The organism is Desertivirga brevis, from assembly GCF_017355835.1.
On record NZ_JAFEWF010000001.1, the window covers coordinates 1,663,869 to 1,687,608 of the forward strand.

20 protein-coding genes are annotated in these 23,740 nt (G+C 41.4%); 9 read left to right on the forward strand and 11 right to left on the reverse strand.

Going from position 1 to position 23,740, the window contains the following annotated elements; all coding sequences use genetic code 11:
• Position 1: 1 nt before the first annotated feature.
• From J4N25_RS07340 to J4N25_RS07365, 6 genes are all read right to left on the reverse strand, one after another.
• The gene (locus tag J4N25_RS07340) at positions 2–1,804 is read right to left on the reverse strand and encodes a response regulator (protein ID WP_207421488.1); all 1,803 of its coding nucleotides are present in this window, start codon (positions 1,802–1,804) and stop codon (positions 2–4) included.
• A gap of 174 nt (positions 1,805–1,978) precedes the next feature.
• Positions 1,979–2,647, reverse strand: a complete 669-nt coding sequence (locus J4N25_RS07345) for a hypothetical protein (protein ID WP_207421489.1) — start codon at positions 2,645–2,647, stop codon at positions 1,979–1,981.
• Positions 2,574–3,188 (reverse strand): hypothetical protein, encoded by a 615-nt coding sequence (locus tag J4N25_RS07350; protein ID WP_207421490.1) that lies wholly within the window; start codon positions 3,186–3,188, stop codon positions 2,574–2,576. Before J4N25_RS07350 ends, J4N25_RS07345 begins: the two co-directional genes overlap by 74 nt.
• Positions 3,189–3,249: 61 nt before the next feature.
• The gene (locus J4N25_RS07355) at positions 3,250–4,683 is read right to left on the reverse strand and encodes a tail fiber domain-containing protein (RefSeq protein ID WP_207421491.1); all 1,434 of its coding nucleotides are present in this window, start codon (positions 4,681–4,683) and stop codon (positions 3,250–3,252) included.
• Between the two features lie 600 nt (positions 4,684–5,283).
• The gene (locus J4N25_RS07360) at positions 5,284–7,824 is read right to left on the reverse strand and encodes a BamA/TamA family outer membrane protein (protein ID WP_207421492.1); all 2,541 of its coding nucleotides are present in this window, start codon (positions 7,822–7,824) and stop codon (positions 5,284–5,286) included.
• Between the two features lie 272 nt (positions 7,825–8,096).
• Entirely contained in the window at positions 8,097–8,639 is a 543-nt protein-coding gene (locus tag J4N25_RS07365) for an SRPBCC family protein (protein WP_207421493.1), read from the reverse strand.
• Positions 8,640–8,787: 148 nt separating this feature from the next.
• Between J4N25_RS07365 and J4N25_RS07370 the strand changes: the two genes are divergently transcribed.
• Positions 8,788–10,083: a DEAD/DEAH box helicase gene (locus J4N25_RS07370; RefSeq protein WP_207421494.1), complete on the forward strand. Its 1,296-nt coding sequence runs from the start codon at positions 8,788–8,790 to the stop codon at positions 10,081–10,083.
• A 20-nt stretch (positions 10,084–10,103) separates the two neighbouring features.
• Entirely contained in the window at positions 10,104–11,072 is a 969-nt protein-coding gene (locus tag J4N25_RS07375) for a ketoacyl-ACP synthase III (RefSeq protein WP_207421495.1), read from the forward strand.
• Positions 11,073–11,125: 53 nt separating this feature from the next.
• Here J4N25_RS07375 and J4N25_RS07380 read toward each other — a convergent pair whose 3' ends face one another.
• Together J4N25_RS07380 and J4N25_RS07385 are read right to left on the reverse strand one after the other, a co-directional pair.
• A complete protein-coding gene (locus J4N25_RS07380; RefSeq protein ID WP_207421496.1) occupies positions 11,126–11,551 on the reverse strand; it encodes an SRPBCC family protein in 426 nt (141 codons plus the stop codon).
• A 123-nt stretch (positions 11,552–11,674) separates the two neighbouring features.
• Positions 11,675–12,076, reverse strand: coding sequence for a YybH family protein (locus J4N25_RS07385; RefSeq protein ID WP_207421497.1), 402 nt, complete (start codon positions 12,074–12,076; stop codon positions 11,675–11,677).
• 215 nt (positions 12,077–12,291) lie between these two features.
• Between J4N25_RS07385 and J4N25_RS07390 the strand changes: the two genes are divergently transcribed.
• Positions 12,292–13,716, forward strand: coding sequence for an arginine deiminase family protein (locus J4N25_RS07390; RefSeq protein WP_207421498.1), 1,425 nt, complete (start codon positions 12,292–12,294; stop codon positions 13,714–13,716).
• 19 nt (positions 13,717–13,735) lie between these two features.
• On the forward strand, positions 13,736–14,665 hold the full coding sequence (ctlX, locus tag J4N25_RS07395; RefSeq protein ID WP_242695796.1) for a citrulline utilization hydrolase CtlX: 930 nt from the start codon (positions 13,736–13,738) through the stop codon (positions 14,663–14,665).
• A gap of 6 nt (positions 14,666–14,671) precedes the next feature.
• On the opposite strand, the gene J4N25_RS07400 is transcribed toward ctlX, so the two are convergent.
• Positions 14,672–15,016 carry a GIY-YIG nuclease family protein gene (locus J4N25_RS07400; protein WP_207421499.1) on the reverse strand — a complete coding sequence of 115 codons (345 nt, stop codon included), beginning with the start codon at positions 15,014–15,016 and terminating at the stop codon, positions 14,672–14,674.
• Positions 15,017–15,107: 91 nt separating this feature from the next.
• Here J4N25_RS07400 and J4N25_RS07405 point away from each other — a divergent pair, with 91 nt between their 5' ends.
• From J4N25_RS07405 to amaB, 4 genes are all read left to right on the forward strand, one after another.
• Positions 15,108–15,884, forward strand: coding sequence for an XRE family transcriptional regulator (locus tag J4N25_RS07405; protein ID WP_207421500.1), 777 nt, complete (start codon positions 15,108–15,110; stop codon positions 15,882–15,884).
• Positions 15,885–15,950: 66 nt separating this feature from the next.
• On the forward strand, positions 15,951–16,370 hold the full coding sequence (locus J4N25_RS07410) for a DUF4890 domain-containing protein (protein ID WP_207421501.1): 420 nt from the start codon (positions 15,951–15,953) through the stop codon (positions 16,368–16,370).
• A gap of 475 nt (positions 16,371–16,845) precedes the next feature.
• Positions 16,846–17,772: a hypothetical protein gene (locus tag J4N25_RS07415; RefSeq protein WP_207421502.1), complete on the forward strand. Its 927-nt coding sequence runs from the start codon at positions 16,846–16,848 to the stop codon at positions 17,770–17,772.
• Positions 17,773–17,900: 128 nt separating this feature from the next.
• Positions 17,901–19,424 carry an L-piperidine-6-carboxylate dehydrogenase gene (gene amaB, locus J4N25_RS07420; RefSeq protein ID WP_207421503.1) on the forward strand — a complete coding sequence of 508 codons (1,524 nt, stop codon included), beginning with the start codon at positions 17,901–17,903 and terminating at the stop codon, positions 19,422–19,424.
• A gap of 62 nt (positions 19,425–19,486) precedes the next feature.
• Here amaB and J4N25_RS07425 read toward each other — a convergent pair whose 3' ends face one another.
• Complete coding sequence (locus J4N25_RS07425) at positions 19,487–19,672, reverse strand: hypothetical protein (RefSeq protein ID WP_207421504.1); 186 nt, start codon at positions 19,670–19,672, stop codon at positions 19,487–19,489.
• Positions 19,673–19,859: 187 nt separating this feature from the next.
• Here J4N25_RS07425 and J4N25_RS07430 point away from each other — a divergent pair, with 187 nt between their 5' ends.
• Entirely contained in the window at positions 19,860–20,942 is a 1,083-nt protein-coding gene (locus J4N25_RS07430) for a glycoside hydrolase family 43 protein (protein ID WP_207421505.1), read from the forward strand.
• Positions 20,943–21,066: 124 nt separating this feature from the next.
• Here the strand turns inward: J4N25_RS07430 and J4N25_RS07435 are convergent, their stop codons facing one another.
• Entirely contained in the window at positions 21,067–23,718 is a 2,652-nt protein-coding gene (locus tag J4N25_RS07435) for a glycoside hydrolase family 78 protein (RefSeq protein ID WP_207421506.1), read from the reverse strand.
• Positions 23,719–23,740: the final 22 nt, after the last annotated feature.

The window sequence follows — 23,740 nt, forward strand, 5'->3', positions numbered from 1 at the left end:
TTTAATGAGATTTTTCTCTGGATTTTAATGCCCATTTCTCGAGGACATTCATTAATTCTTCCAACCTCACAGGCTTGCTGGCGTAGTCATCCATCCCTGCTCTCAAACACTCATCTTTATCGCCCTGCAACGTGTTGGCTGTCATTGCAATGATCACTGGCTGTGTGCTTAAACACACGCGAATCATTCTTGTAGCTTCCAGACCATCCATTTCTGGCATCTGAACATCCATTAGTATTACGTCATAGTCCTTGTGACTTACTATGTCTAGTACTTCTTTTCCATTTGAAGCCAGGTGTGGCTCGTAACCAAGCTTATTGAGCACCCTGGTCACCACCTTCTGGTTCATCGCATCATCCTCTGCAACCAAAATACGAAGCGGATATTGCTTCGCAAAATCAGTAGATAACTTTTGCTTGTTTTTATCCAAAGCAGCGCCTTTCTGCTTAACACCTGAAATTATTGTTTCTGCAAATAGCTGTTGTTTGAACGGCTTAGTGATCGAGGCATAGAACAAGCCCTGATTTTTCCTAAGAACTTCCTCTGCTCCAGCGCTCATAAGAATTAACGGAAGGTCGGCATTGATCTTCTTAACTTCCTGCGCAAACTCCACCCCGGTCATACTTCCAAACTTCGAATCAGAAAGGATAAGATCGAATTTGGCTCCTTGTCTAAGAAGCTCCAGTGCCTGGCGTGCTGATTTAATTGACTCTGCACTCAAACCAGTACCTAGGTCTGAAACTTCCTCCACGATTAAGTCGCAAGCAACCTGGTTTTCATCCACCACCAAAACTTTCTTGTTTTCAAATACAGGTTTGTCTTCTTCAGTAAGAGGTTTACTTGCCTGAGCACTCCTTCTCGTAAGAACAGTGAACTTAAAGGTTATACCTTCATTTTCCCTGCTAAACACCTGGATATTTCCACCCATTAAGGAAACTAGTTTCTTACAAATTATTAAACCAACATCAGTCGCCGTATTTGCATCAACAGAGGTATTAGACGGAAGGAGCTCGTAAGAAAGGTTTTTTAGTTTATTGGGAGACAATCCCGGTCCGGAATCCTTTACTTCAAATTCCAGCTTGATTTGATTGTCTTCGTTCGTCTCTAATAAATGTACCCCGATAGCAATTTGCCCCTTTTTGATCATGCTGAACGAAAACTCGATGATATTCATCATGATCTGTCCCAAACGCAGATTATCCCCTACAATTTGGAGCGGTACATTTTTATCAATTTTGTATAAAAGGTCGACATCAGTTTGTGCAGATTTCGCTGCAAATATGTCGAGCACTTCCTCTATATTATTTCTTAGATCGAAATCCCTTAATTCGAGGTCGCGACCTGATTCAACCTTCGAATACTCAAGAATATCATTCATTAGGATGTCGTTGATCTGCGACATCAATTTCTCCCCTGAATAGTGGATAGTGGAAACATACTCCTGTTGTTCCTGACTAATAACAGTTTCGTTAAGCAAACTTGCCATACCAATAATGGTATTCATTGGAGTACGAATATCGTGACTGATCCTGGTCAATAATTGGCTTTTATTTCTTGATGCATCTTCAGCTTCTTCCCTTGCTCGCTGTTCACTTAGGCGGGAATACGACAGCAGCTCCGTTTTCTCAAGCAGGTGACGTTCCATTTCCGCCTTTTGATGCAATAAGGCATTCACCTTGGCACGATGAATAAAATAGGATACGGTTAGAACAAACAAAAGGATAGCACCCTGCAACCACAAAGGTTGCTCAGACATTACCAAAATATTATTTAAATCCATACCTATTAAAAAACTCGTACTCATATTCCCCCTTTTTATAGCTTCTGATCACCGCCTCTTGAAACTACTTAGCTTCTCTACTAAACCTATCTTAACAGGCCGGCGCGATCAGCATAAATTACGCTGCTTCTGCTAGAAAAGTTACCTAAAACTTCTCTTAAGAAATTCCAACCTCATTCCAATCCATGACTGCCCAACCTATTGAACGCTCTCCTCTTGCTTCTTACGCCTTTTCCCTTCCCATTCATAGGTAAGTCCTATTAGGAAATACCGGTCAGCTGAGGCAGGGTTATACGAGTAGATTGGCAAACTCCAATTTTTAAAAGCAAACTGTACCATCACCCCTTTTTCAAGCATTCCTTTCTCAAAATACATCTTGGTGTGCTGGGCAGACAATCCAACAGCAAAATGGTCGGTAATGTCAATGGACAGATCAGACCAACTATATAAAAAATTATTTTCCCTTGAATCTATCGAAACCGTGTACTGCGGCTGGTGGTACAAATTCAAGCGTTTATAGTTGACATATACGTTTGCTCCCAAAGAAGCTCCTTTGTAGAAGCCAAAAACAGCCCCGGCAATCGGAGTGAAGGATACAGAAAGGTCTGAACCAGCATCAAACGTTCTTCCCACATAAAAAGAGGCCGTATTGATATCTTCATAATTAAACCTTCCTTCAAAGTATAGCTTATTGTCGGACTGGTAACTTACAATTGGCGCAAATGTGACAGGACTACCCTTGTAATAGTAATAATATTGCTGAACGCTCGCCGTAGGTTGAGCAACAACATTATTAAGCCACAACACGGAGATTATCCACAGCAACCGATGAAGTTGACGTGTTATGGGAGGTACTTCTCTTTTCATTTTCTATCACAATTGACTCTGCCGTTGCAAGTTTATTTAAAAGACATATATCCTTCAGGTGAGGATTCCAGTGAAAAATTAGTTCATCTATCGGGTGCCAGAGTAAAACCCAGGCAAATACGTCTAAACTGTTGATTAAGCCAGAGTGCAAATTATGTTCTTCGTCAAGAACAATAGGAAGGAATCCCTGGTAGATCAGTACTACCAAGATACCAACGGCAAGTACGGTCCAGTTGCGTTTTTTAAACTTCGCAAACTCCTTTTCCTTCTCCGCATGCTTTTCTGAAAAGTGTCTGCGGATAGCGTACATCAAAGGCTCCGCATACTGCTTATCCATGTCAGACACGCATTTCAACTTGTAAAAAATAGCATCATATCTTTTTGCATTAGATACCGAAGCCATAATGTACTGCTCAAACTGATGACTTAGCTGACGTTTATAGATTGGAGCCGGGTCATGCTTGTTAAAGTAGCTATCTACGACCTGCTTATCCAGGCTCATAAATACATTTACGCTTTTTGATGTTATCTGTTTACTCATAGAAGGTTCTAAGTCAACCAAATCGAATTAAGGATACGACTTGCTTTCCTTTTAGTTACAATTATTTTTTCTCAAGAACCGTCACTTTTTGTTTCAGTTCCTCAATTTGTTTTTGTTGCTCTTTTATAGCGTTGATAAGAACGGGGATAAGGTCTGTATAACTGACGCTTAGATTTTCTTTAGACTCATCTCCATGAACGACCTCAGGAACAATTGGACGGAGGTCCTGCGCAATCAATCCGAGTTTTTTATCAGTATTTGGGGTGGATTTCCAATTATAACTTACAGGCTTTATTGCCATTACTTCGTTTAGGCCATATGCCAGCTCTGCAATATTTGTTTTTAACCTTCTGTCGGACGAGTTACTTAATGGATTTTGAGAATAAATATTCCTCCACCTAGAAGTTGTAGTGCCTAAATCTACAGTATTTGTTGCAGGAACTACCGCTCCACTAAATGTAGCTGCATCAGCAAAAATATTACTCCACTTTAAATCGATTGTACCGAGAGTCCTAGTTCCCGTAGTTTTAGGAGCAACATTTCCATCAACAGTTAATTTTTGCGCAACAACATCGTCACCTCCACTAGCCGTAAGAAATTCACCAATACCTACATTTCCGTCTCCTGTTATACGCATTCTTTCTACTCCGTTGGCCGTTAATGTTCCTGAAGTACCAGTAGAGGGATTTGTAAAAAATATTAGATTTTGACCTATTCCACCATTCCCTATCTTGAAGTTTGCAGGAGAATTTGAGTATAAATAAGCCAAATTAGGCTTATTTAGAATATTTTGCTTATTACTACTATATTTGGAGCTGTTAATCCCCATATCTATATAGTGAGTAGAATCTGAGCCGGAATCGTTAGTGGCAACAATGTCAGCACTTGCTAAGTTGCCGGCACTAGTATTTTCTATATTGAATTCGATAAATTGATTACGGTTTGCAGAAACAGTAACAACAGTTCCATAACCACTGGTAGTAGGCAGAGTTCCTGCATCTAATGCTAATAGAGATTCATTGTAGGGCTCCGTTCCTATTCCAATATTGCCACTTGAACCACCAATTCTCATACGCTCAGCGGCCCCAGTTTTTATGACCAAATCTTGGGCATCTGATGTTCCAAGATAATTAGTAGATGGAGTAGTTCCAGCTGTTCCCGTCAAACCCCATCCAGATACACTTATGTTCCCATTTGCTAGTCTAGTCCAAGCTGTCCCAGTCCAGTAATAATAGCCAGTACCTAAAGTTTGATTTGTATTATAAACTAAAAGGGATGTCGCAGGTGATGCGATTGTCACAACATCTGTTAAACTTTGCAGGTTAACATTAGGAATAAGCACACCCTTATTACTAAAATTCACATCTAAACCTGCCGACGCTGCTGGAGCTGCACCAGTACCATTAATACCAACATTTTGAGCTGAACTCACAAAAGAAGCACCTAGAAAACATGCCAGAAGGATGCCTTTTAATTGGGAGTAGAATTGTTTCATTTTAAAGCGTATTTAGAATTTCGTAAGGGTTTATACGAAAGGTTGAATTAAGAGTTGCAACAAATTTTATTTTTCATGCAATAAACTGCATTTCAAGCCGTTCCCGATCTTGTTTTTATATATACGCTATTGAAACCGTTGGTATGCGACACTTGGATAACACAATTTCTTCATATTAAATTAACAAAAGAAGCATATTTCTTTTGTACTGTGCGGTATTTACCCTAAGCATTTACAAAATATTGGAATTCTTACTGTAATAAAATTTGGCTTCTCAAATTTCAAAAAGCAAAATGTTTGGGCTACAATGGTACCGGGAGAACGGTCAGTACGTGTTTTTTGATGAAAAGGAAAAAATCTCCACAGTACAAAAGATCAAGCCGTACATCTCGACCTGTACCTGAAAACTACATAAGGAATGGGTCCAATCGAAGCTCAATATAGAAGTTGCAGGAGGATAGCACTATAAGGAGGCAAGGTAACTAAAATAAAAGTTCACAGAGGCGCAAGTGCTCGTGGCTTTTGTCACCCTTCATTGCGCCTCCGTGACTTTTTAAAAAAACATCGCAGATAAATAAAAGTGGTAGAAATAAATCTCTGCTAAAATCTTCGTCCTATCAACACATTCGGAAACATTCCCTCTTCAGAAAATCCAACCACTCCCCGGAAAATAAACTTATTGAAAGGTGTAATATAAATTCCGCCTCCAACACCTTGGTGCCATTTGGAGGAATTGTCATTTTCTTCAAGCCAAACCCGGCCCACATCATAGAATCCCACCAGCCCTATTTTCCCCGGGATTAAATACCTTAAGAAATTTGGAAGATTGATACGAGTTTCAAGATTATTATAAAGACTATGATCACCGGCAAACCTGAACCTTGTATATCCAAACAAATTATCGTGCGATCCGAGAAATGCTGTTTGATTAAAGGTTTGCTCCCCCCGGGTAAACATTCCCCCTATCCTATTAGCCAATACAAACGTTTTACTCTTATTAAATGGAAGGTATACGGAAAGCTCCGGGATGATCTGGGCAAACTGATTTGAAAACTGCTTCACACCTTCATATCCCTGCACCCGCACATGGAAATTTACCCCTTTCTGAGCAAGAACAATATTATCACGGGTATCGAACTCTATCTCAGCAAAGGCACCTATATGTGCTTTACCTTTAGTAAACTCCTCGGCATTTGCAAAAGGAGAGTTAGGAAGCCCCACAAAACGTTCCCTGTTTTCGCTATTTTTCAGGTTTGTATATTGCAAAGACGGTCCTAAATTAATTCTAAGGTTTTTACTGAAGTTGAACCTAAAGAACGGTTCGATACGGTACAAACTAAACGACACCCGGTTATAATTCCTGAAGTCATCATCCTTATTAAATGCTGTTTCGTTTCCATAACCGAAAAAGAAAAAACGGTTATTTGGTATATCTGCGCTTGCATTGATCAGGAAGTCTGTCTTTCCTGAAATACCCCTCCACTCTCCAACATATTTGACAAGCATTGTTTTAGTAATGAGACTATGCACCAGGGAAATTTTTTGTTGATTCCCATATGGAAGTCTTCTAAAACCTTCACCTTGTGATTTATAAGACAAACCTAGTAAGACTCCATCATTAGACCGATAGCCTACGGCAGGGCCAAAACCTGACTTTGTATATAAATTAGTAAAGACCTTTGCTCTGTTTAAGGAGTCCGAGCGTATATGTTTCCTCAAACTGCCTCCGTCCCCAACAAACTGATCATTTTTTCCATCCTCGTAAACATGGATCTTATTACCTGCAGCAGTTGTTGAGTAGACCTTTTCTCCCTTATCTCCAACAATCCTTAAGGTAATTTTACTATCAGGTGTATTGATTTCAACACTATCACTACCCTTTCCTGTATAGATCCTTATCTCCTTAGTGATTAAGGGGTCATAGGTATTATCAAAGATCACAGCATTGCTGCCCTTTTTTCGAATTGTCAACTTAATTCCCTGATCGTTTGCACTGCTGATCTTTAAGGCCTCATCAGAATCGGCTAGGCGAACATCAACTATACTATAAAGAAAGCGATAATATTCATCCATAGCACCAGGCAAACTGTCCCTTCTTCCTTTAAGTTTAGTTAATAAAACATCTTTTCTTAAAGCTTTTGCACTTGCCGGAAGCTGATCTATCGCTTTTATTAATACAGCATCAGGTAGGGCCGCAACGAATTCCTTCGTTTGTTGCATCCATTCCTCATAGGTGAATTGATTAAGAAATTGTTGGTTGAAGCTTGCGCCATGAAAGAAGAAGTGGTTAGGATCCTTAATCTCAGCACTAAAGCCCTTTAAAAAAGAAAGGAAGGATGTTTTTGAAGCCCTCTGGGGTAGTTTACCCTCATTTACAAAAAATACCTGGTCCCTGTCGCGGGGAATAGGAAGGTACTCAACTGCGCCATCCTCCTTTTTTTGAGGAAGCCATCGCCACTGGTCCTGATGCCTGTCCCAATCTGCCAAAAGGATATCCAGTAATCGTGCTCTAAAAAAGGTTGCAGTATCCAGGCTGTACTTATTATCCTTTTCCAGATTTTCGAGCATCTTCTTTGTATTATCAGACTCTCCATAGGGATTGCGTTCTTCTAAAAGGCACACCTGACCCGCAAATTTCTTCTCAAACTCTCCCAGAGCCTTATCAGGAGCAACCCAACCAATGATTGGGTTGGCATGAGGAACATTAACAGCCTCAGCTAATGTAGCCACCACTAATGCCGAGTACGGATGCTGAGAGGAGAAATTGTCTATCAGCCAATCTTCGTAAACACTTCCTTTAAGCATTTCAGGTGCAAATCCATTAACAAACTTGTTAACCGAACGTAGCACCCATTCGTTTCCCGCCGAATCCTTCAATCGTAATGAAACCGATTGGTGACCACCACCCAGCTCCTCAGGTTTTAGTCCCCCACCAAACTGAGAAATTCGAATTACAGGGAGCTTAGTTTCAGCGGCCCATTCTTTTCTGTAGTTCTCTCCAAAGTATTTTCGATGTTTTTGTGAAACTTGATCATAAGAAGGGTTTACCCTTACCGACGTACTGTCGGCGATAGCAGTTTGCCCAAAGGTTAATGTCCAGGGCAATATTGATAATAGGAAAATAAGTAGTTTTCGATCCATAGGTTTATTGTCCGGAAATAACATCTGGAATTTTTATAAGTTTTGAATACCGAACATTGTCAACTATGGAGGGATAATTTTTCAGGCAAAAGACCAAGAAATCACACAAATGAGAATAACTCTTCAGTATTTGTGCGCCAAAGAAGCAGAGGCTTAAAGCAAAAGGCGCAAAACTTTGCGCCTTTTGTCTAGGAGGTAGTTTTGATAAAACAATTAAAGCTACCAGGGAGGTTTCCCAAATTGCCTTCTTTTCAAAAATTCCAAAATTTCATCTACTCGGCTACTTTCTGCTGCTCAGGTGCCTCATTCCAACCTGCAACCTCAGCATCCTGAGAGCCTGCGTTAGATCCAGATTCAGAATTTCCGCCGCCAAGGTAAGACCCTAATGCATCAAGAGCGCTTTCCCATCCTTCGTAATGGGGTTTGGAAGCCTCTTCACTTTCGAAACCCTCCTGCTTTACCTTTAAAACACTTCCCGAACCCTGATCATTAAACTCGATATCTAGCTTGTAGTCATTCTCAGTAGTAGTCTCTTCCGGCAGCTCCCATTTCCAGGAGTATACAAGTTTCTTACCCGGCACAACCTCTGAATATTCCCCTCCTACAGTGTAAGTCTCGCTATTATCGCTACGGGTGAAAGTATACTTCACAATACCCTGAGGCTTCAGCTCGTTCTGCAGATCGGTCAACTCACTATTTAAAGGCTTCCACCATTGCTTTAAAGCCTCAAATTCCGTCCAGGCATTATAAACTTGTTCCGCTGGTACCTGGAATTCCCGTGTCACCTCAAGTGACATATTATTATTCGTTCCCATAGATAGATGTTTTGGGGGTTAACATCAACCCCTAAAGATTGTTAAGGCAAATTTGAATTATGACAAAAACCTTTCTATTAAGCATTTACCTAAAAAGACCAGGTTTGCCGTTAAGTTGCTTACTTTTGCTTTCTTTAATTCAAGCATTGTGTGGGCAGAAAAATTTAAGCTTAGTAAACAATTAGTAAGATCGATAACTGATGCAGGTTTCCTATATCCAAAGGAAGTTCAGCAAAGAACACTTTCGCGCATTATAGGCGGACAAGATATCATAGCTATCGCTCCGGAAGGTGCAGGTAAAACATCAGCATACATTCTGGGAGTACTTTCCCGGTTAAAATATGGATTCGAGGAAGCTCCAAGGGCACTGATCCTGGTACCCGACAAAGACAGGGTATTACAGGTGATCGAACAGTTCGATCTGCTTAACAAGAATAAAACTATACGAATCGTAGGTCTTTATGCCGGCCCCTCTATTGAAACTCAGGTAGAAGAAGTAACAGACGGGGTTGATATAATAGTAGCCACACCCGACCGCGCCAGGGCAGTATACTTGAAGCTTGGCCTGAATGTGAACAAAATCCAGACACTGGTAGTGGATGACGCGGAGCAAATCGTAAAACAGGGACTTCAGCTGCCTGTGGTAGAACTTGCCAATAGTATTGGAAATTGCCAGCACTTGATCTTCTCCGAAGTATATCATGACAAGCTGGAGAAGATGATCGATCCTTTCATGAGAGAGCCGGCTTTTATAGAGGTGGAAGAGCTGAATGAAAGTACAACTGAGACCCTGGATCAGATCCTTTACCACGTTCCTAACTTCAAAACCAAGCAGAACCTGCTTCAGTTGCTGCTTGAAGATGAAGAGGTTTTCACAAGGGTTATAGTATTTGTAAACACCCGTCTTACTGCAGAAAAGGTATATCAAGGCTTACACAAACAGGTTAAGCAGCAAACGGCAGTACTTAGTCCTATCAGCTATGAAAGCACGGGATTCTCAAATATTGAAGAATTCGAAGAAAATGAAGACTACCGCATCCTCATTGTAGCAGATGAATTAAAAGCAGAAGTTCCGGTAGAATTATTTCCTTTCATCATTCACGTAGAATTACCGCAGGAAAAGGAAGTCTATATTTCGCGAGTGATCAAATCCGAAGACACCGATCAGGACACCTTTGCCATCACTTTTTCTACGGACCTTGAATTAAGCACCGTCAAAAAAATTGAGCAAGCTATCGGTAAAAAGATAGAATCAAGTCCTCTGCCAGAAGATCTGCTGGTAGTACAAAATTATGATTCAGGTAAAGGAAAATCAAAAGCTAAAACTCAGCCAGCACAGGAGACGAGAGGCGAAGCTTTCCATGAAAAGAAAGCCAGCAATGCCAAAGATTATAACCTCGGTGCAGGTGTGAAAGCTAAAATGACTAAAAAGAAAAAACATTAAAACGGATCTCAATTCTTTAGATGCAGTCAAGAATAGCAGCTATAAGCGCTTACGTTCCCGAAAAAGTTGTTCCTAATTCTTATTTCGAAACTATTGTTGATACTTCGGATGAATGGATACAAACGCGCACGGGCGTAATTGAAAGGCGTTTTACTGCCGAAGGTGAATATACCACTCACCTTTGTTTCAAGGCGCTTAGGAACCTGATCCAAACCAATCCTGGGATCTCTGTTGCCGATGTTGATTTCATCATTGTAGCAACATCCACTCCTGACCATTCCGTTCCCAGTGTTGCAAGTCAGGTGCAGAACGAATTCGACATCCCGAACTGTGGCACCCTCGATGTTGCTTCCGCCTGTGCAGGTTTCGTTTACGGATTGATCCTTGCAAAAGGCCTTGTTGCTGCTGGAACTCATAAAAAGATTCTTGTTTTCGGGGCGGAGAACCTCTCCCGTTATACCGACTTTACCAATAGGAACCTCTGTATCTTGTTTGGAGATGCAGCAGGTGTAGCACTAGTAGAAGGCGCGGAGGAAAATAAGATCTTCAACAGTATTAGCGGTACTGATGGAAGCATGGGAAAGGAACTTTACCGTTCTTCTCTATCTACTTTAATCAATAATGTTCCTATAATTGCTGATGCCCGCACTCATCAGAATGGCCGAATAGTATTTAAATGGGTTGTTCAAACGATCAGTGAAAACCTGCTTCGGCTCGCCGAAAAGAACAACCTCACAATTAATGAAGTAGACTGGATAATCCTTCATAGTGCAAACCTGAGAATTATTGAAGCAATTTCTAAGAACATAAATTATCCTCTGGAGCGTATGCCACAGAGCATACAATACCACGGCAATACCTCCTCCGCATCAATTCCTCTGGCCTGGCATCTTGCTATAAAAGACGGGCGAATAAAAACTGGAGATAAAATACTACTGATGGGTTTTGGTGGCGGAATGACCTTTGCGGGCCTGATGGTTGAATACTAACCCGCGATAAAATTAAGGCATAAGGATCAAATGTCCCTATGCCTTTTAATAATTTATTTAGCTTCAGTATACTTTTTAAAACTATCTAATATTGCCTGCCAGCCTGCTTTTTGCATCTCAACAGTATTAGTAGTTTCGGGATCAAAGGTTTCAACTACCTGAGTTGTACCTGCCTGGTCCGTAAATTCTATCCGAACTTTACGGCCATCTTCCATTACATACTCAATCAGTTTATTTTCCTGAACACTAGTATACTCTCCACCAAAGTCAAAACTAAAACTTCCATCTTTTGCAGCCATCGTTGTTCTGAACTTTCCTCCCTCACGCAAATCATTCTCAGCATAAGGAGCATGCCAATCCTCAGAAGCGTAACACCATTGGGTAATGTCCTGCGGACTATTCCAAGTTTCCCACACTTTTTCTATTGGTGCATTTACCTGTGCCTGTACAGTAATACTTGAGTTATTTAAAGTTTCCATTTTTTATTTTCTATAGTTTAGAGTTCTGCTTACGTAAATTGAACAATACAAAATTAGCTCCTGCTAAGTGTGATGCCACTGTACAAAAACGGCAAATACACAGGCTATTTCCGCCACCTTGTCTCAGGCATTCAAAGAAACGTACAGCTCACTCTGCGTTAACCATTCTCCTCTCACCTTCTTCCACATCGCTGAGTAGTTGCCATAATACTTCTCGTTCTTATAATTCCACTTCCCTTTCTCCCAAGCCATATTGCCGCTCTCATTAATAACGATCTCGTCTGGTAACCTTTCGAACAAGGGACTGCTTTGCTTAAACATGTGTTTCCATTCCGACAAAACTTTCGCTTTACCTTTTGAAAGACTCCCATCTCCTGCAATCTGAATAAAATCTGCCATCCAAAATTTGGCAACGGCATCAGCATCCTTCCTTGCTATCGCAGCATTTGAATTCATCCTAAATTCCCGGATCAGTTGCACATCATTTTCCCGGTCAAAAATTGAATAACCTGAATTAGTAATCATATCGCAATTTGCACAATAGCCCTAATTCCTGCAATATTAACCTACCCGGCCATACCGTCAGCTATTCAACTCAGCTACTCCTGCTATGTTTTAATTATCGGCAGATACAACGCATACTTAAACATTTCGTAATAATCGCTTTAAATCAATCTAATAGCTTCGCCGATTGTTAAGCTAAAACAGCAGACCTGGCATTCCCTCTGCTATAAATAAACATGCGAATTAACGTAAGTTCAGAGATCGGCACCCTTCGCTCCCTAATTATCCATAGTCCCGACAGCGGGATAGGAAAAGTTGCCCCCTCAAAGGCCCAGGACTGGCTTTTTGAAGATATCCTTCACCTGGAGACTGTCAGAAAAAAAGAGTACGACCAGTATGTCAAGCTGCTTCTTTACTTTCTTGACCCCGGTAAAATCAAAGGGAACTTGTCGAACATCGACGCTGAATCATCAATGCGAAATTTCTATAAGCCCTGCAAACCTGAATTCCATAATTCAGAACATGTGATCGAAATAGAAAAGTTACTTGCAGATATCCTTCATGATTCAGACATATGTAAAAAGCTTACTGCTTCTGTTTGCGCAATAGAAGGCTGCAGCTATAGGCTCCAGCAAGAGTTGATCAAGTCTAAGCCGGCAGAATTGGCTAAGGTTTTTATTTCAGGATCTATGTACGATGGAAATATGATCTTTGCCCCCGTACCTAACTTTATTTTCACGCGAGATATTGGCATCACCATAAACAACTTTATTCTGCTAAGCAAACCGGCAAAAAAAGCTCGTTCGCGTGAAGCATTGCTCGCACGCTATATCTTTTTCAACCATCCCCGCTTCCAAAACTACCGCGATAATATTCTGGAAATACCGGATACCATCAAGTATTTTCTAAGGCCGGGAGAGGAACACGGAGAAAAGACTACCATAGAGGGAGGCGACGTGATGGTAGTAAGTAAAAGGCACATTCTAATCGGTTGCAGTGAAAGAACTTCGGCAAGCGGAGCCAGCGAAGCTATTAAATTGCTGTTTGAGAATGATGTAGTAGATAAGGTAACCGTGGTTAGGATCCCGCACAAAAGGGACTTCATGCACATAGATACCCTTTTCACCCAGGTAAAACGTAACATGTGGGTAGTACTCGGTTCTATTTCTTCCCAGGAGCAGCACAAAGGCTCGGAGGCAGTGGACTATTTATCCGAAAAGCGCAACAAGGAAAAGCCCGAGATTATACAGTTTCAGAAAGACAGCAAGGAAAAGCCAACATCGTTTGGTTGCATTGAGGAGCTTTTGGACGATATCAGTAAGAACGACTTGAACAGCCAGGAAGAAACGATCTTCATCTATTCGGGCGGGAAACAATTTCCTTACGATGTACGTGAGCAGTGGACAGACTCATGCAATCTCTTAGCATTAAAGGAAGGAGTTGTAGTTGGGTATGACCGTAATGATTATACTATTCAGGCCTTCAGGGACCATGGGTTTACTGCTATTGAGGTTGCCGACCTGCTGGATAAGCTGGAAAAAGAGAAATTGAAGCCAGAGGAGATAGAAAATACTTTTATTATGATCCCGAGTGCAGAGTTATCAAGAGCGCGCGGTGGCTTCCATTGTATGAGCATGCCCTTATTTAGAGAGGAGCTCTAACATTTAGAACAGATCTCAAATGGTGGACAGACAGAGCACTTCATCAGTATTAATGATCCGGCCAGTTGGCTTCGGATACAACGAACAAACGGCAGTCAGCAATTTCTTTATGGATAAGCTGACTAAACATCAGGAGGTCCACCCGAAGGCCTTGAGAGAGTTCGACCAGCTAGCGGAATTGTTAGAAAAACATGGAATTGACGTATTGGTTATTGAAAGTCAGAAAGACCCACATTTACCAGACTCTGTCTTCCCGAATAATTGGATCTCCACACACGACGATGGAACCATTTTCCTTTATCCTATGGAAGCTCCAAACAGGCGACTGGAACGTCGCGAGGAGATTCTGTCAACTTTAAAAGAAACATACCAGGTAAAAGAAATTATTGATCTCTCCTATCTTGAGCAGCAGAGTTTTTTCCTGGAAGGAACAGGAAGTATGATCCTGGACCGGGAGAATAAAAGGGCCTATGCATGTTTAAGCAGCAGGACTTCAGAGGTAGCTCTTTCAGAGTTCTGCCGTATATCTGGATATACCCCCATTACATTTCATGCTGTCGACGCTAATAAAAGAGCAATCTATCATACGAACGTAATGATGTCTCTTGGATCCAAATTTGGCTTGATATGTACAGAATCGATAAGTGACAACAAGGAGATCAATGGCATTCGTAACTCCCTGATTGAAACCGGGAAGCAGATCATTGAAATCAGCTTAGACCAGGTAAATCATTTTGCTGGAAATATCCTTGAATTAAATTCAAAAACAGGAGAGCAAATTATCGTGATGTCAGAACAAGCCTTTAAATCATTACAAGCAGAACAGCTTAAAAGACTTGAATCTTACGGTAATATTATCTTCTCGCCTCTCTATACTATAGAAACCGTAGGTGGAGGAAGTGCAAGATGCATGATTGCTGAAATATTCCTTCCAGCTCTAAAGGTTTAAATCACTTTATGCAGCACGCAGTGTTGTAGATCTTCTCTGCATTCCTGGTGTCCTTAGAATTCTTTCGAAATCCAGCCCTATACTTAGATCTAACCAGTCAGGATTTACATCCCTGATCACCTTTTCCTTTTGAGCACGGGTATACTTACTCAATATATCGAAACGATGAATAGCAGACTCTTCATTATTTAATTCCTCAAAATAGACTAAACGTGTAAGCTGTTGTGCACTGTCGAAAAACAGATTAGGCATCTGCCTGTAAAAATCGACAGTTTTTAAAAGATCTGAACTCATTCCGACATGCAAAGAATTTCTATTTCTGTCGGTTACAATAAATACATACCTTTTCATATTCTTATTTATTTAGTTTTTGAAAAATAATTACTAATTTTATTGGCATAAAAATACTAACAATTTTAGTAATTGCAAATTTATTTTTCACATGAGTAATATTTCTTCCAACCTAAAATACCTCCGTAAGAAAAAAGGCCTTACGCAGCAGCAATTCGCAGATTTAATGGAGATTAAGCGATCTTTAGTGGGCGCTTACGAAGAGGAAAGGGCGGAGCCGAAATATGAATTGCTAAAAAAATTCGCAGAATATTATGAATTGAGCATGGATGAGATCGTTAACGAAAAAATTAACGATAAGTGGAAGCCAAAGCCAAAAGTGGAATCCAACAATCCCAGGATCCTTAGTATTACAGTAGATAAGGAAGATCGCGAGAATATAGAACTGGTACCTGTAAAGGCAAGTGCGGGTTATTTAAATGGTTATGCCGATCCTGAATTTATCAGCGAATTACCTAAATTCCATCTTCCTATGTTGAAGCAGGGTACATATCGTGCGTTTGAGATTAAAGGAGATTCTATGTTGCCCCTACAACCGGGGACCATTATTGTAGGAGAATATGTAGAAAACTGGAATGATGTTAAGATTGGTGAAACCTATGTATTCGTTACCAATAGTGAGGGTGTGGTTTATAAGAGAGCGGGCAATAGATTGAAAGAAAACAAACCGATCAAACTGATATCTGATAACACTGTGTATGAGCCTTATACAGTAGAAGCCCAGGATATTTTGGAGGTATGGAAAGCCAAAGCTTATATATCTACTACGTTTCCGGAGCCTACAGCTGAACCAACCATGGAAAGTTTAACTTCTATGATGGCCCAAATGCAGAAGTCTATTGCTCAATTAAAGACAGGCAACAATTAATTTACAATTAGTGATTAAACCTTTTCTTATTTTGCTGTCTATAGATCTTAAACAGTAAAAAATTATATGAAAAAGGCATTTTTAGTACTGGCATTGGTAGCAGCTAGTTTCTCCTTCAGTTACGCTCAGCAAGGAGGCGGTTATCAAAATCGTACACCTGAAGAAAGAGCAAAACAAGGAACTGAAAGAATTTCCGAGAAAGTTAAGCTTACCGCAGATCAAAAAACCAAAGTAGAAGCGATCCTTTTGGTTCAGTCTAAGTCTGTAGACAGCTTAAGAACTGCAGTTGGTCAGGGCGGCGATCGTCAGCAAATGTTCCAGAAGATGCAGCCTATTCGTGAGCAGGCAGACAAAAAGATCATTGCCTTATTAACTGACGAGCAGAAAAAAGCTTATGCTGCTTATCAGGAAGAAAACAGAAACAGAATGGGTCAGGGCCGCAGAAACGGTCAAGGAGGCCAAGGTGCTCAGGGTGGACAAAAATAATTTGGAAGATATAGGAAGCGGCTCAAGCCGCTTTTTTTATGTCATTTCCTCACCTCATCCCTTTCAATTCTTTCACCTGCAATATCTAAACGAAAGTTCTACCTTTACCTCAAGAACCTAACGGTTTAAAATTCTTTCCCAAATATATTTTTTACCAGCTTTTTTATTACCCGGGCTACCCCAGCTTTATGCCATGTTTTGCATGAGTCTCGGATGAACCCTAGTTCAACCCATATTGAGTCCACCTATTTTTATCAGAACGTGGACTTATTAAAGGCTATATATAGATTCAAATTACATTCATCCAAATGTTGATCACAACAGAGCTATAACACGGGAATAATTCGATTTTTATAATTTACTGCTGCTGAGGGAAATAGTGACGAGAATCATCCTATTTTCTATTGACAGAAAGAAGCCTGCCGGTTATTTTTGTAAACGAAAATAAAAAAAGTTTAAATAAAAAACCTATCTTATGGCTAAAGTAGATAAAAAAGGAAAAATACGCGGAACTATAGGTCCCAATGTTCATCGCACCTGGCGTGATATACAAGTAATTCAGTCAAAACCCAAAAAAAAGCCTAAACAGACCATTGGCTCTAAAGCCGCAGGTTTGGAATTTGGAATGTGCAGTAGCATTGCGAGGGGCATGCGGGAAGCTTTTGGTTGGGCATACAAAGCTTACGATGGCGGAATGATCAATAGATTTACAACCGCAGTAAGAAGTGCTGTTTTTGCATCATCAAAAGAAGTAGGCGAAAGAGATATTCACGACGCTAATTTGAGCTTTTTAAAAGGCTTCCAATTCAACAACAACTCTCCACTTGATAAAATTCTGAAACTAAGGCCTTCCGCTGAGCTTAGGGAAGATAATAAGGTTATTGTTAACCTTCCTCCAATAGCTGCCAAGGACATCAAATCCCCATATGCGGAAGAATATGGCATTCGATTGCTCGTAATTTCCTTCGACTTTAAAAAAGGGGTATATAGTAACATTGCCGGCAAAGAAATAAGGATAACGACAAAACAGTCTTTCGAAGGAGGGTCAATAGTATTTGAGGAAACATTACCAGAAGGCAGACTTATTGCAGTGAGCATGTCGATATATGGCTATGAAACTGCCTTTAATGGAGGAATGGAAACGATAAATAATGTACAATGGAGTCCAGGGGAGATCTTGGATCTATGGCAATTGCCTATCCCGGCAACGAAAAAGGCTAAGATTGAAACTAAAGTCTGTGGTTATGAGGATCACGATATGGGCTATCAGGGTAATTTCAGTCTTCAGAACATAGCCTGGCTACGTAAAAAAGCTGCAAAATCACCTACTAAACCCTTGGTCAAACAAGTACCAAAGGCTCTACCGGCACCGGATCTGCCAAAAGGAGATATCCGTTTATAATTTAGCTTAAAGAACACCTGCTAATTTCATAATTCAAGATTTACAGTGCTTAAGACTTGAATTATCGATAGCTTTGACATAAGGTTGGAGACCGGTATGATCATCAGCCTGGTTAATATCGTAACAAAATGCAGGACTTTTTAAGTACGTTAAAAATTAACGAAACCAACGCTGGCATCTCCACCGGTGCTAAATGGTTTTCCTCTTCAAACAATGAACCATCCTTTTCCCCTGTTGATGGTAAAGTGATAGCTTTCGTTAGCCTTGCTGCGGAAGAAGACTATGACACTATTATTCAGGAAGCTCAAAAAGCATTTTCTGTGTGGAAATCGGTTCCCGCTCCCAAAAGAGGAGATGTGATCAGGCAATTAGGTGATGGATTCAGGAAATACAAGAACGAGCTTGGATCACTGATCTCATATGAGACCGGAAAAAGCTTTCAGGAAGGGCTGGGCGAGGTTCAGGAAGTAATTGATATCTGCGATTTCGCAAGCGGACTTTCGCGTCAGATCTATGGTTTAACCATGCATTCTGAACGCCCGGATCACCGCATGTACGAGCAGTACCATTCCCTCGGCATTGTTGGCATTATCACTGCTTTCAACTTCCCTGCTGCTGTCTGGGCCTGGAACAGTGCTTTGGCGTGGGTATGTGGAGACGTTACTGTATGGAAACCTTCACCCAAGGCTCCCTTAACGGCTATTGCCTGTCAAAAAATTACTTCAGAAATTTTCATGCTAAATCAGGTGCCAGAAGGTGTATCTTCAGTGGTGTGCGGTAATAACGATATAGGCGAATTACTGACCAAAGATAAGCGCATTCCACTTGTATCAGCTACTGGCTCTACTGCTATGGGCAGAAAGGTAGCTGTAGCAGTAGCTCAGCGACTAGGAAAATCCTTGCTGGAACTAGGTGGTAATAATGCAATCATTATAAGCCCTGATGCAGATCTTCAAATTGCCTTAACCGCATCGGTATTTGGAGCCATTGGAACTGCAGGACAACGCTGTACCAGTACCCGTCGGCTTATTATTCATTCTTCCATTTACGACGACTTCAAACAGCGGCTGGTAAAGGCATATCAGCAACTGAAGATCGGCAACCCTCTGGAATCCGGGATACACATGGGACCATTAATAGACAAGACTGCGGTAGAAGGATATCTCGCGGCTATAGAGCGATGTAAAGCAGAGGGCGGCCATTTCCTTGTTGAAGGAGGCCTGTTGGAAGGATCAGGATATGACAGTCGTTGTTATGTAAAGCCTTGTATTGCAGAAGTAAGTCCCGATCTCCCTATAGTCCAGGAAGAAACCTTCGCTCCTATTCTTTATGTTATGAGATATGAAACTATAGAAGAAGCGATCGCTATTCAAAATGGTGTATCTCAAGGCCTATCTTCCTCGATCATGTCACTAAATTTACGGGAGACAGAGTTGTTTCTTTCCAATGCCGGCTCTGATTGCGGAATTGCAAATGTGAACATAGGCACTTCAGGAGCGGAAATAGGCGGAGCTTTTGGCGGCGAAAAAGATTCAGGAGGAGGAAGAGAATCAGGCTCTGACTGCTGGAAAGCTTATATGCGAAGACAAACGAATACTATTAATTATGGAAATCAGCTTCCGCTTGCGCAGGGGATTAAGTTCGATCTTTAAGTCTATAAACAACAAAAAGTCAGTTTTTGGGAAAGAACTGGCTTTTAACACCAGATCTAGTATCACTCCTGCCTGGAACTAATTGAAGCCGAAAGTTTTTCAATATCTGATACCCGGGCTCTTTCCACAAGCCTCTCATCCTCAGAACAACGTTTATAGGCCTGCTTGTATATATTCAGGATCTCCAGCTCATCCTGACTTAATTCCGCTGTAATTTCCTTTTTTCGTGTCCTTCTTTTTTTCTCCATTTTCTTTAATCGCCTACTAGGCGTGTCAAAAATAAGAACTTCACTCGATTTGCTTTATCAATTGCTTTTCGATATCATTCTTTTGCTCTTTTGTATCATTCTGAGTTCCTCAGCTTATTTACCGCCAGCATATTTTTAAATTGCGGCCCCGGACAAAAGCCGGTATAAACCTAATTTAATAAGCTTAATGAGAAGAATATTAGCAGGATTCTTAGTTATTGCATTTCTAGATGCCTGTTTTACAGGCAGGTCTCCTGTTGTAGAGAAAAAGACTTCAGTAGATCAGCCAACAGAGCAGACCTTCACAAATCCGATTGGAAAGGGTGCTGACCCCTGGGTAATTAAATACAAAGGGTATTATTACACTTGTTACAGTTCTTCTGGTGAAAAAGGTAGAAGTGGAATTTCAGTAACGAAGTCGCCCTATTTAACCAAATTGGGAAATGCCAAAATAGTATGGTCAAGTCCAGAAAGTGGTTGGAACGAGAAGAACATTTGGGCGCCGGAACTTCATCATATCGGCAAAAAGTGGTATATCTATTACGCAGGTGGAAAGGGCGCGCCATCCTTTATCAATCAAAGAGCGGGCGTGCTTGAATCTGTGTCTGAAGATCCGCAAGGTGCTTACGTTGACAAAGGTGTAATCAAAACCGGAACTGATGATAACGACTATGTGAAAACTATCTGGGCGATAGACATGACTGTCGGCAAGATCAATAAGAAATGGTACGCAGTATGGTCTGGATGGGAGAAAAATAATACAACCGACAAGACCTCACAGCATTTGTATATCGCGAAGCTTCTTAATCCATGGACGATCGATTCAGAGCGGGTAAAGATCTCATCTCCAGATCAAAACTGGGAAACAGGCGGACCCTTAGACCTGAATGAAGGTCCCGAGTTTTTACAGCGGAACGGAAAAACCTTTATCATCTACTCTGCCCGCGAATCATGGACAAAGGAATACCGCCTGGGACAACTTAAGCTAAAAGGAGGATCAGACCCGCTAAAGCCAGAAAGTTGGGAGAAAAAAGGACCTGTATTTGAAGGTACTGATAAGGTTTTTGGAGTAGGCCACGCTAGTTTTACCACCTCTCCCGATGATAAAGAGTGGTGGATCTTCTATCATACGAAGAATTCAACAGATCATGGTTGGGACCGCAGCATTTGTTTACAACCGTTTAGTTGGGATAACAAGGGAGAGCCTGTCTTTGGTCGTCCGCTCCCTGCTGGTACTCCAATTAAAAAGCCCTCTGGAGAACGGCCGTAAAGTGCAATACTCCCTACACACCATCTTTTAGCTTTATAACCAGAAATTTCTTTGCATTAAGAACTTCTCTGATAATTGCAGGACCGGGTATTTTCCTCAAGCCGATCCTGCATTTTAAATCCTTCTATCGTTCAAAGTTGTGCTCTCCGCTGTTCACAGAGAATTGCTTGTATGATTCTCCCCTCGAATCGGGTACAAAGATTTCTGCAGTTGTATTTGGAGGAATTGTAACAGCAAGTTTAAACTTACTTCCTTCTATATTCCATTTACTTCGCACGATACCGTACTCGCTATCATAAGACCCTTCTGCCGAGGTAAGACCCCCGCCTACAGTTGGCTTAATCACGATCTTTTTATACCCGGGCGCTGCAGCTTGAATACCAGATATGTTCTTGTACATCCAATCGCCTATTGCACCGTAGGCGTAATGATTATATGAATTCATTACCGGAGTTTGAAAAGAACCGTCAGGCTTTATTCCATCCCATCGCTCCCAGATAGTAGTGGCACCCATTTTTACAGGGTAAAGCCAGGAAGGATAACTTTCCTTTAGCAGTAGGTCATAAGCTACGTTCGTGTGGCCATAACGGCTTAATACATGGCAGAGGTAAGGAGTGCCCAAAAAACCAGTAGTGAGGTGATTACCATAATCCCTGATATTCTGTACAAGCCTTTTAGCAGCTTGTTCTCTTAGGTTTTCAGGCAGCATGTCGAATTGTAATGCGAGTACGTAGGCAGTTTGGGTGGATGATATCAATCTTCCGTTCGGCGTTAGATATTCTTTCACATAAGCATTTTTAATTTGCTCCAGTAAAGCCTTATACTTTTCCTGCTCCTCCTTTTTGCCGAGAACCTCGGCTGCATTAACAAGCAATTGAGTAGAATGAGCATAGAAGCATTGTGCTATCATATACTTATCTGTCACCGCAGCCCTACCATCATTATCATCATCCGGACGGTAAAATAGCCAGTCACCAAAATGGGAGCCGCTATTCCAAAGGTGTTGACTTGAGCGTGAGCTTATGAAATCAACCCAGCCTTTCATACTACTGAATTGAGTTTCCAGTATCCGCTTATCCCCATAGGTTGAATACATACCCCAGGGAATGATTGTACAAACGTCACCCCAGCCGCAGGCGCCAGCATCACCCTGATTGAGCACGTCGGGAACCACAAATGGTATGCTCCCGTCTTTATGCTGGTCGGCCTTCACATCTTTCAACCATTTGGTAAAAAAGCCACTAACGTTCATATTGTAGGCGCCGGTATAATAGAAAGCCTGGGCATCCCCTGTCCAGCCAAGGCGTTCATCCCGTTGAGGACAATCAGTAGGCACATCCACAAAGTTGCCTTTTTGCCCCCATACTATGTTGTGATGCAATTGATTCAGCAATGCGTTTGAGGTTTTGAAGGTGCTTGATGGCTTCATATCCGAATGAATAACCACTGCAGTCAGATCTTCAGGCTTTAATTCCTGGGGATATCCTTCTATCTTCACATACCTGAATCCCTGAAAACTGAAATGCGGGGACAGGGTTTGTTCGTCATTTCCTTTCAGGTAATAAGTATTCTGCTGCTTTGCAGAGCGAAGGTTTTCTGTATAAAAGTTTCCTGCTTTGTCCAGCACTTCTGTATGACTTAATACGATCTTCGAGTTGGCAGGGCCCTTTGTTCTGATCTCTACCCAGCCCACCAGGTTCTGGCCAAAGTCGGCAACAACATCGCCCTGAGGAGTTTTCAGAACCTTTATTGCCTTAATCCTCTCCTGCTTCCGCACCATAGGTCCGCTCATGCCTATTAAATTATCATAGCCATAATTCTGAAGCCCTACTGCCTGCCAGGTATTGTCTTCTGAATAATTTGTGGTGTTCCAACCTTCTTTCTCCTTACGTGCATCGTAAACTTCACCATCATAGTGACTGGATTTCAGCAGAGGTCCATAAGAACTCTTCCATGAGCCATCACTTATCAAGGTTTCCTTAGTTCCGTCTGTGTATTGGATATTAACCTGCATTAATAGGGCGCGCGTATCGCCGTAGAAAGCCTTTCTATCTGTAAAAGCTACCCTTCCCTTATACCATCCATCGGCAAGGATTGCAGCAAAAGAGTTAGCGCCCTTTTTCATCAATGGTGTCACATCATATGCCTGGTATTGCAAATGATCTTTATAGCTGGTCCAACCTGGTGTGAAGTAAGCGTCGCCAACCTTCTTGCCATTAATATAGGCTTCATATAGTCCCCTTGCGGTAATGTAAGCAGTAGCCTTCGCTACAGTTTTAGGCAGCCTGTACGTTTTTCTGAAGAGGGGACTTGCTAATGCAGTATCGGGCCCTGTTACAGAAATCCACTTAGCCTTCCAGCCGGATGACTCCAAGCCCATTTGCCAGTACTCAGTATTGCTCCAATCTGAAGTATTTCCATGGTTGTCCTTTACCCTTACCTGCCAGTAGTATCGCTCTCCGGGTTTCAATTCAGGGCCTTCATAGTCTACAAGTAAGGATTGCTGACTCGGCTTTATAGTGTGCCATACCAGGTTTTTGCCCTTCCCCAAATCTCCTTCTTTATGAGCAACGCGAAGCTCATAGGACTTTTGGAAAGTATTTTTCTCACCGGATACCAGTTTCCAGCTCATCCTGGGAATTTGAGGCACTACGGATAAAGGATTTACCTGATGCTCTACCTGCAAGTCGGTCACCCTTAGCTTTTGAGCAGTAGCGGCAACAGAAAACAGCAGTAATATTGAGGCTGTAATCTTTAGGCTAGTTAAGAATTTCATAGTTTATAATATTTTTTTTAAA

Excerpts from the sequence above, each read along its gene's own strand:
- J4N25_RS07340 (WP_207421488.1), bottom strand. The coding sequence starts at position 1,804 with ATGAGTACGAGTTTTTTAATAGGTATGGATTTAAATAATATTTTGGTA.
- J4N25_RS07345 (WP_207421489.1), bottom strand. The coding sequence starts at position 2,647 with ATGAAAAGAGAAGTACCTCCCATAACACGTCAACTTCATCGGTTGCTG.
- J4N25_RS07350 (WP_207421490.1), bottom strand. The coding sequence starts at position 3,188 with ATGAGTAAACAGATAACATCAAAAAGCGTAAATGTATTTATGAGCCTG.
- J4N25_RS07355 (WP_207421491.1), bottom strand. The coding sequence starts at position 4,683 with ATGAAACAATTCTACTCCCAATTAAAAGGCATCCTTCTGGCATGTTTT.
- J4N25_RS07360 (WP_207421492.1), bottom strand. The coding sequence starts at position 7,824 with ATGGATCGAAAACTACTTATTTTCCTATTATCAATATTGCCCTGGACA.
- J4N25_RS07365 (WP_207421493.1), bottom strand. The coding sequence starts at position 8,639 with ATGGGAACGAATAATAATATGTCACTTGAGGTGACACGGGAATTCCAG.
- J4N25_RS07375 (WP_207421495.1), top strand. The coding sequence starts at position 10,104 with ATGCAGTCAAGAATAGCAGCTATAAGCGCTTACGTTCCCGAAAAAGTT.
- J4N25_RS07380 (WP_207421496.1), bottom strand. The coding sequence starts at position 11,551 with ATGGAAACTTTAAATAACTCAAGTATTACTGTACAGGCACAGGTAAAT.
- J4N25_RS07385 (WP_207421497.1), bottom strand. The coding sequence starts at position 12,076 with ATGATTACTAATTCAGGTTATTCAATTTTTGACCGGGAAAATGATGTG.
- J4N25_RS07390 (WP_207421498.1), top strand. The coding sequence starts at position 12,292 with ATGCGAATTAACGTAAGTTCAGAGATCGGCACCCTTCGCTCCCTAATT.
- ctlX (WP_242695796.1), top strand. The coding sequence starts at position 13,736 with ATGGTGGACAGACAGAGCACTTCATCAGTATTAATGATCCGGCCAGTT.
- J4N25_RS07400 (WP_207421499.1), bottom strand. The coding sequence starts at position 15,016 with ATGAAAAGGTATGTATTTATTGTAACCGACAGAAATAGAAATTCTTTG.
- J4N25_RS07405 (WP_207421500.1), top strand. The coding sequence starts at position 15,108 with ATGAGTAATATTTCTTCCAACCTAAAATACCTCCGTAAGAAAAAAGGC.
- J4N25_RS07410 (WP_207421501.1), top strand. The coding sequence starts at position 15,951 with ATGAAAAAGGCATTTTTAGTACTGGCATTGGTAGCAGCTAGTTTCTCC.
- J4N25_RS07415 (WP_207421502.1), top strand. The coding sequence starts at position 16,846 with ATGGCTAAAGTAGATAAAAAAGGAAAAATACGCGGAACTATAGGTCCC.
- amaB (WP_207421503.1), top strand. The coding sequence starts at position 17,901 with ATGCAGGACTTTTTAAGTACGTTAAAAATTAACGAAACCAACGCTGGC.
- J4N25_RS07425 (WP_207421504.1), bottom strand. The coding sequence starts at position 19,672 with ATGGAGAAAAAAAGAAGGACACGAAAAAAGGAAATTACAGCGGAATTA.
- J4N25_RS07430 (WP_207421505.1), top strand. The coding sequence starts at position 19,860 with ATGAGAAGAATATTAGCAGGATTCTTAGTTATTGCATTTCTAGATGCC.
- J4N25_RS07435 (WP_207421506.1), bottom strand. The coding sequence starts at position 23,718 with ATGAAATTCTTAACTAGCCTAAAGATTACAGCCTCAATATTACTGCTG.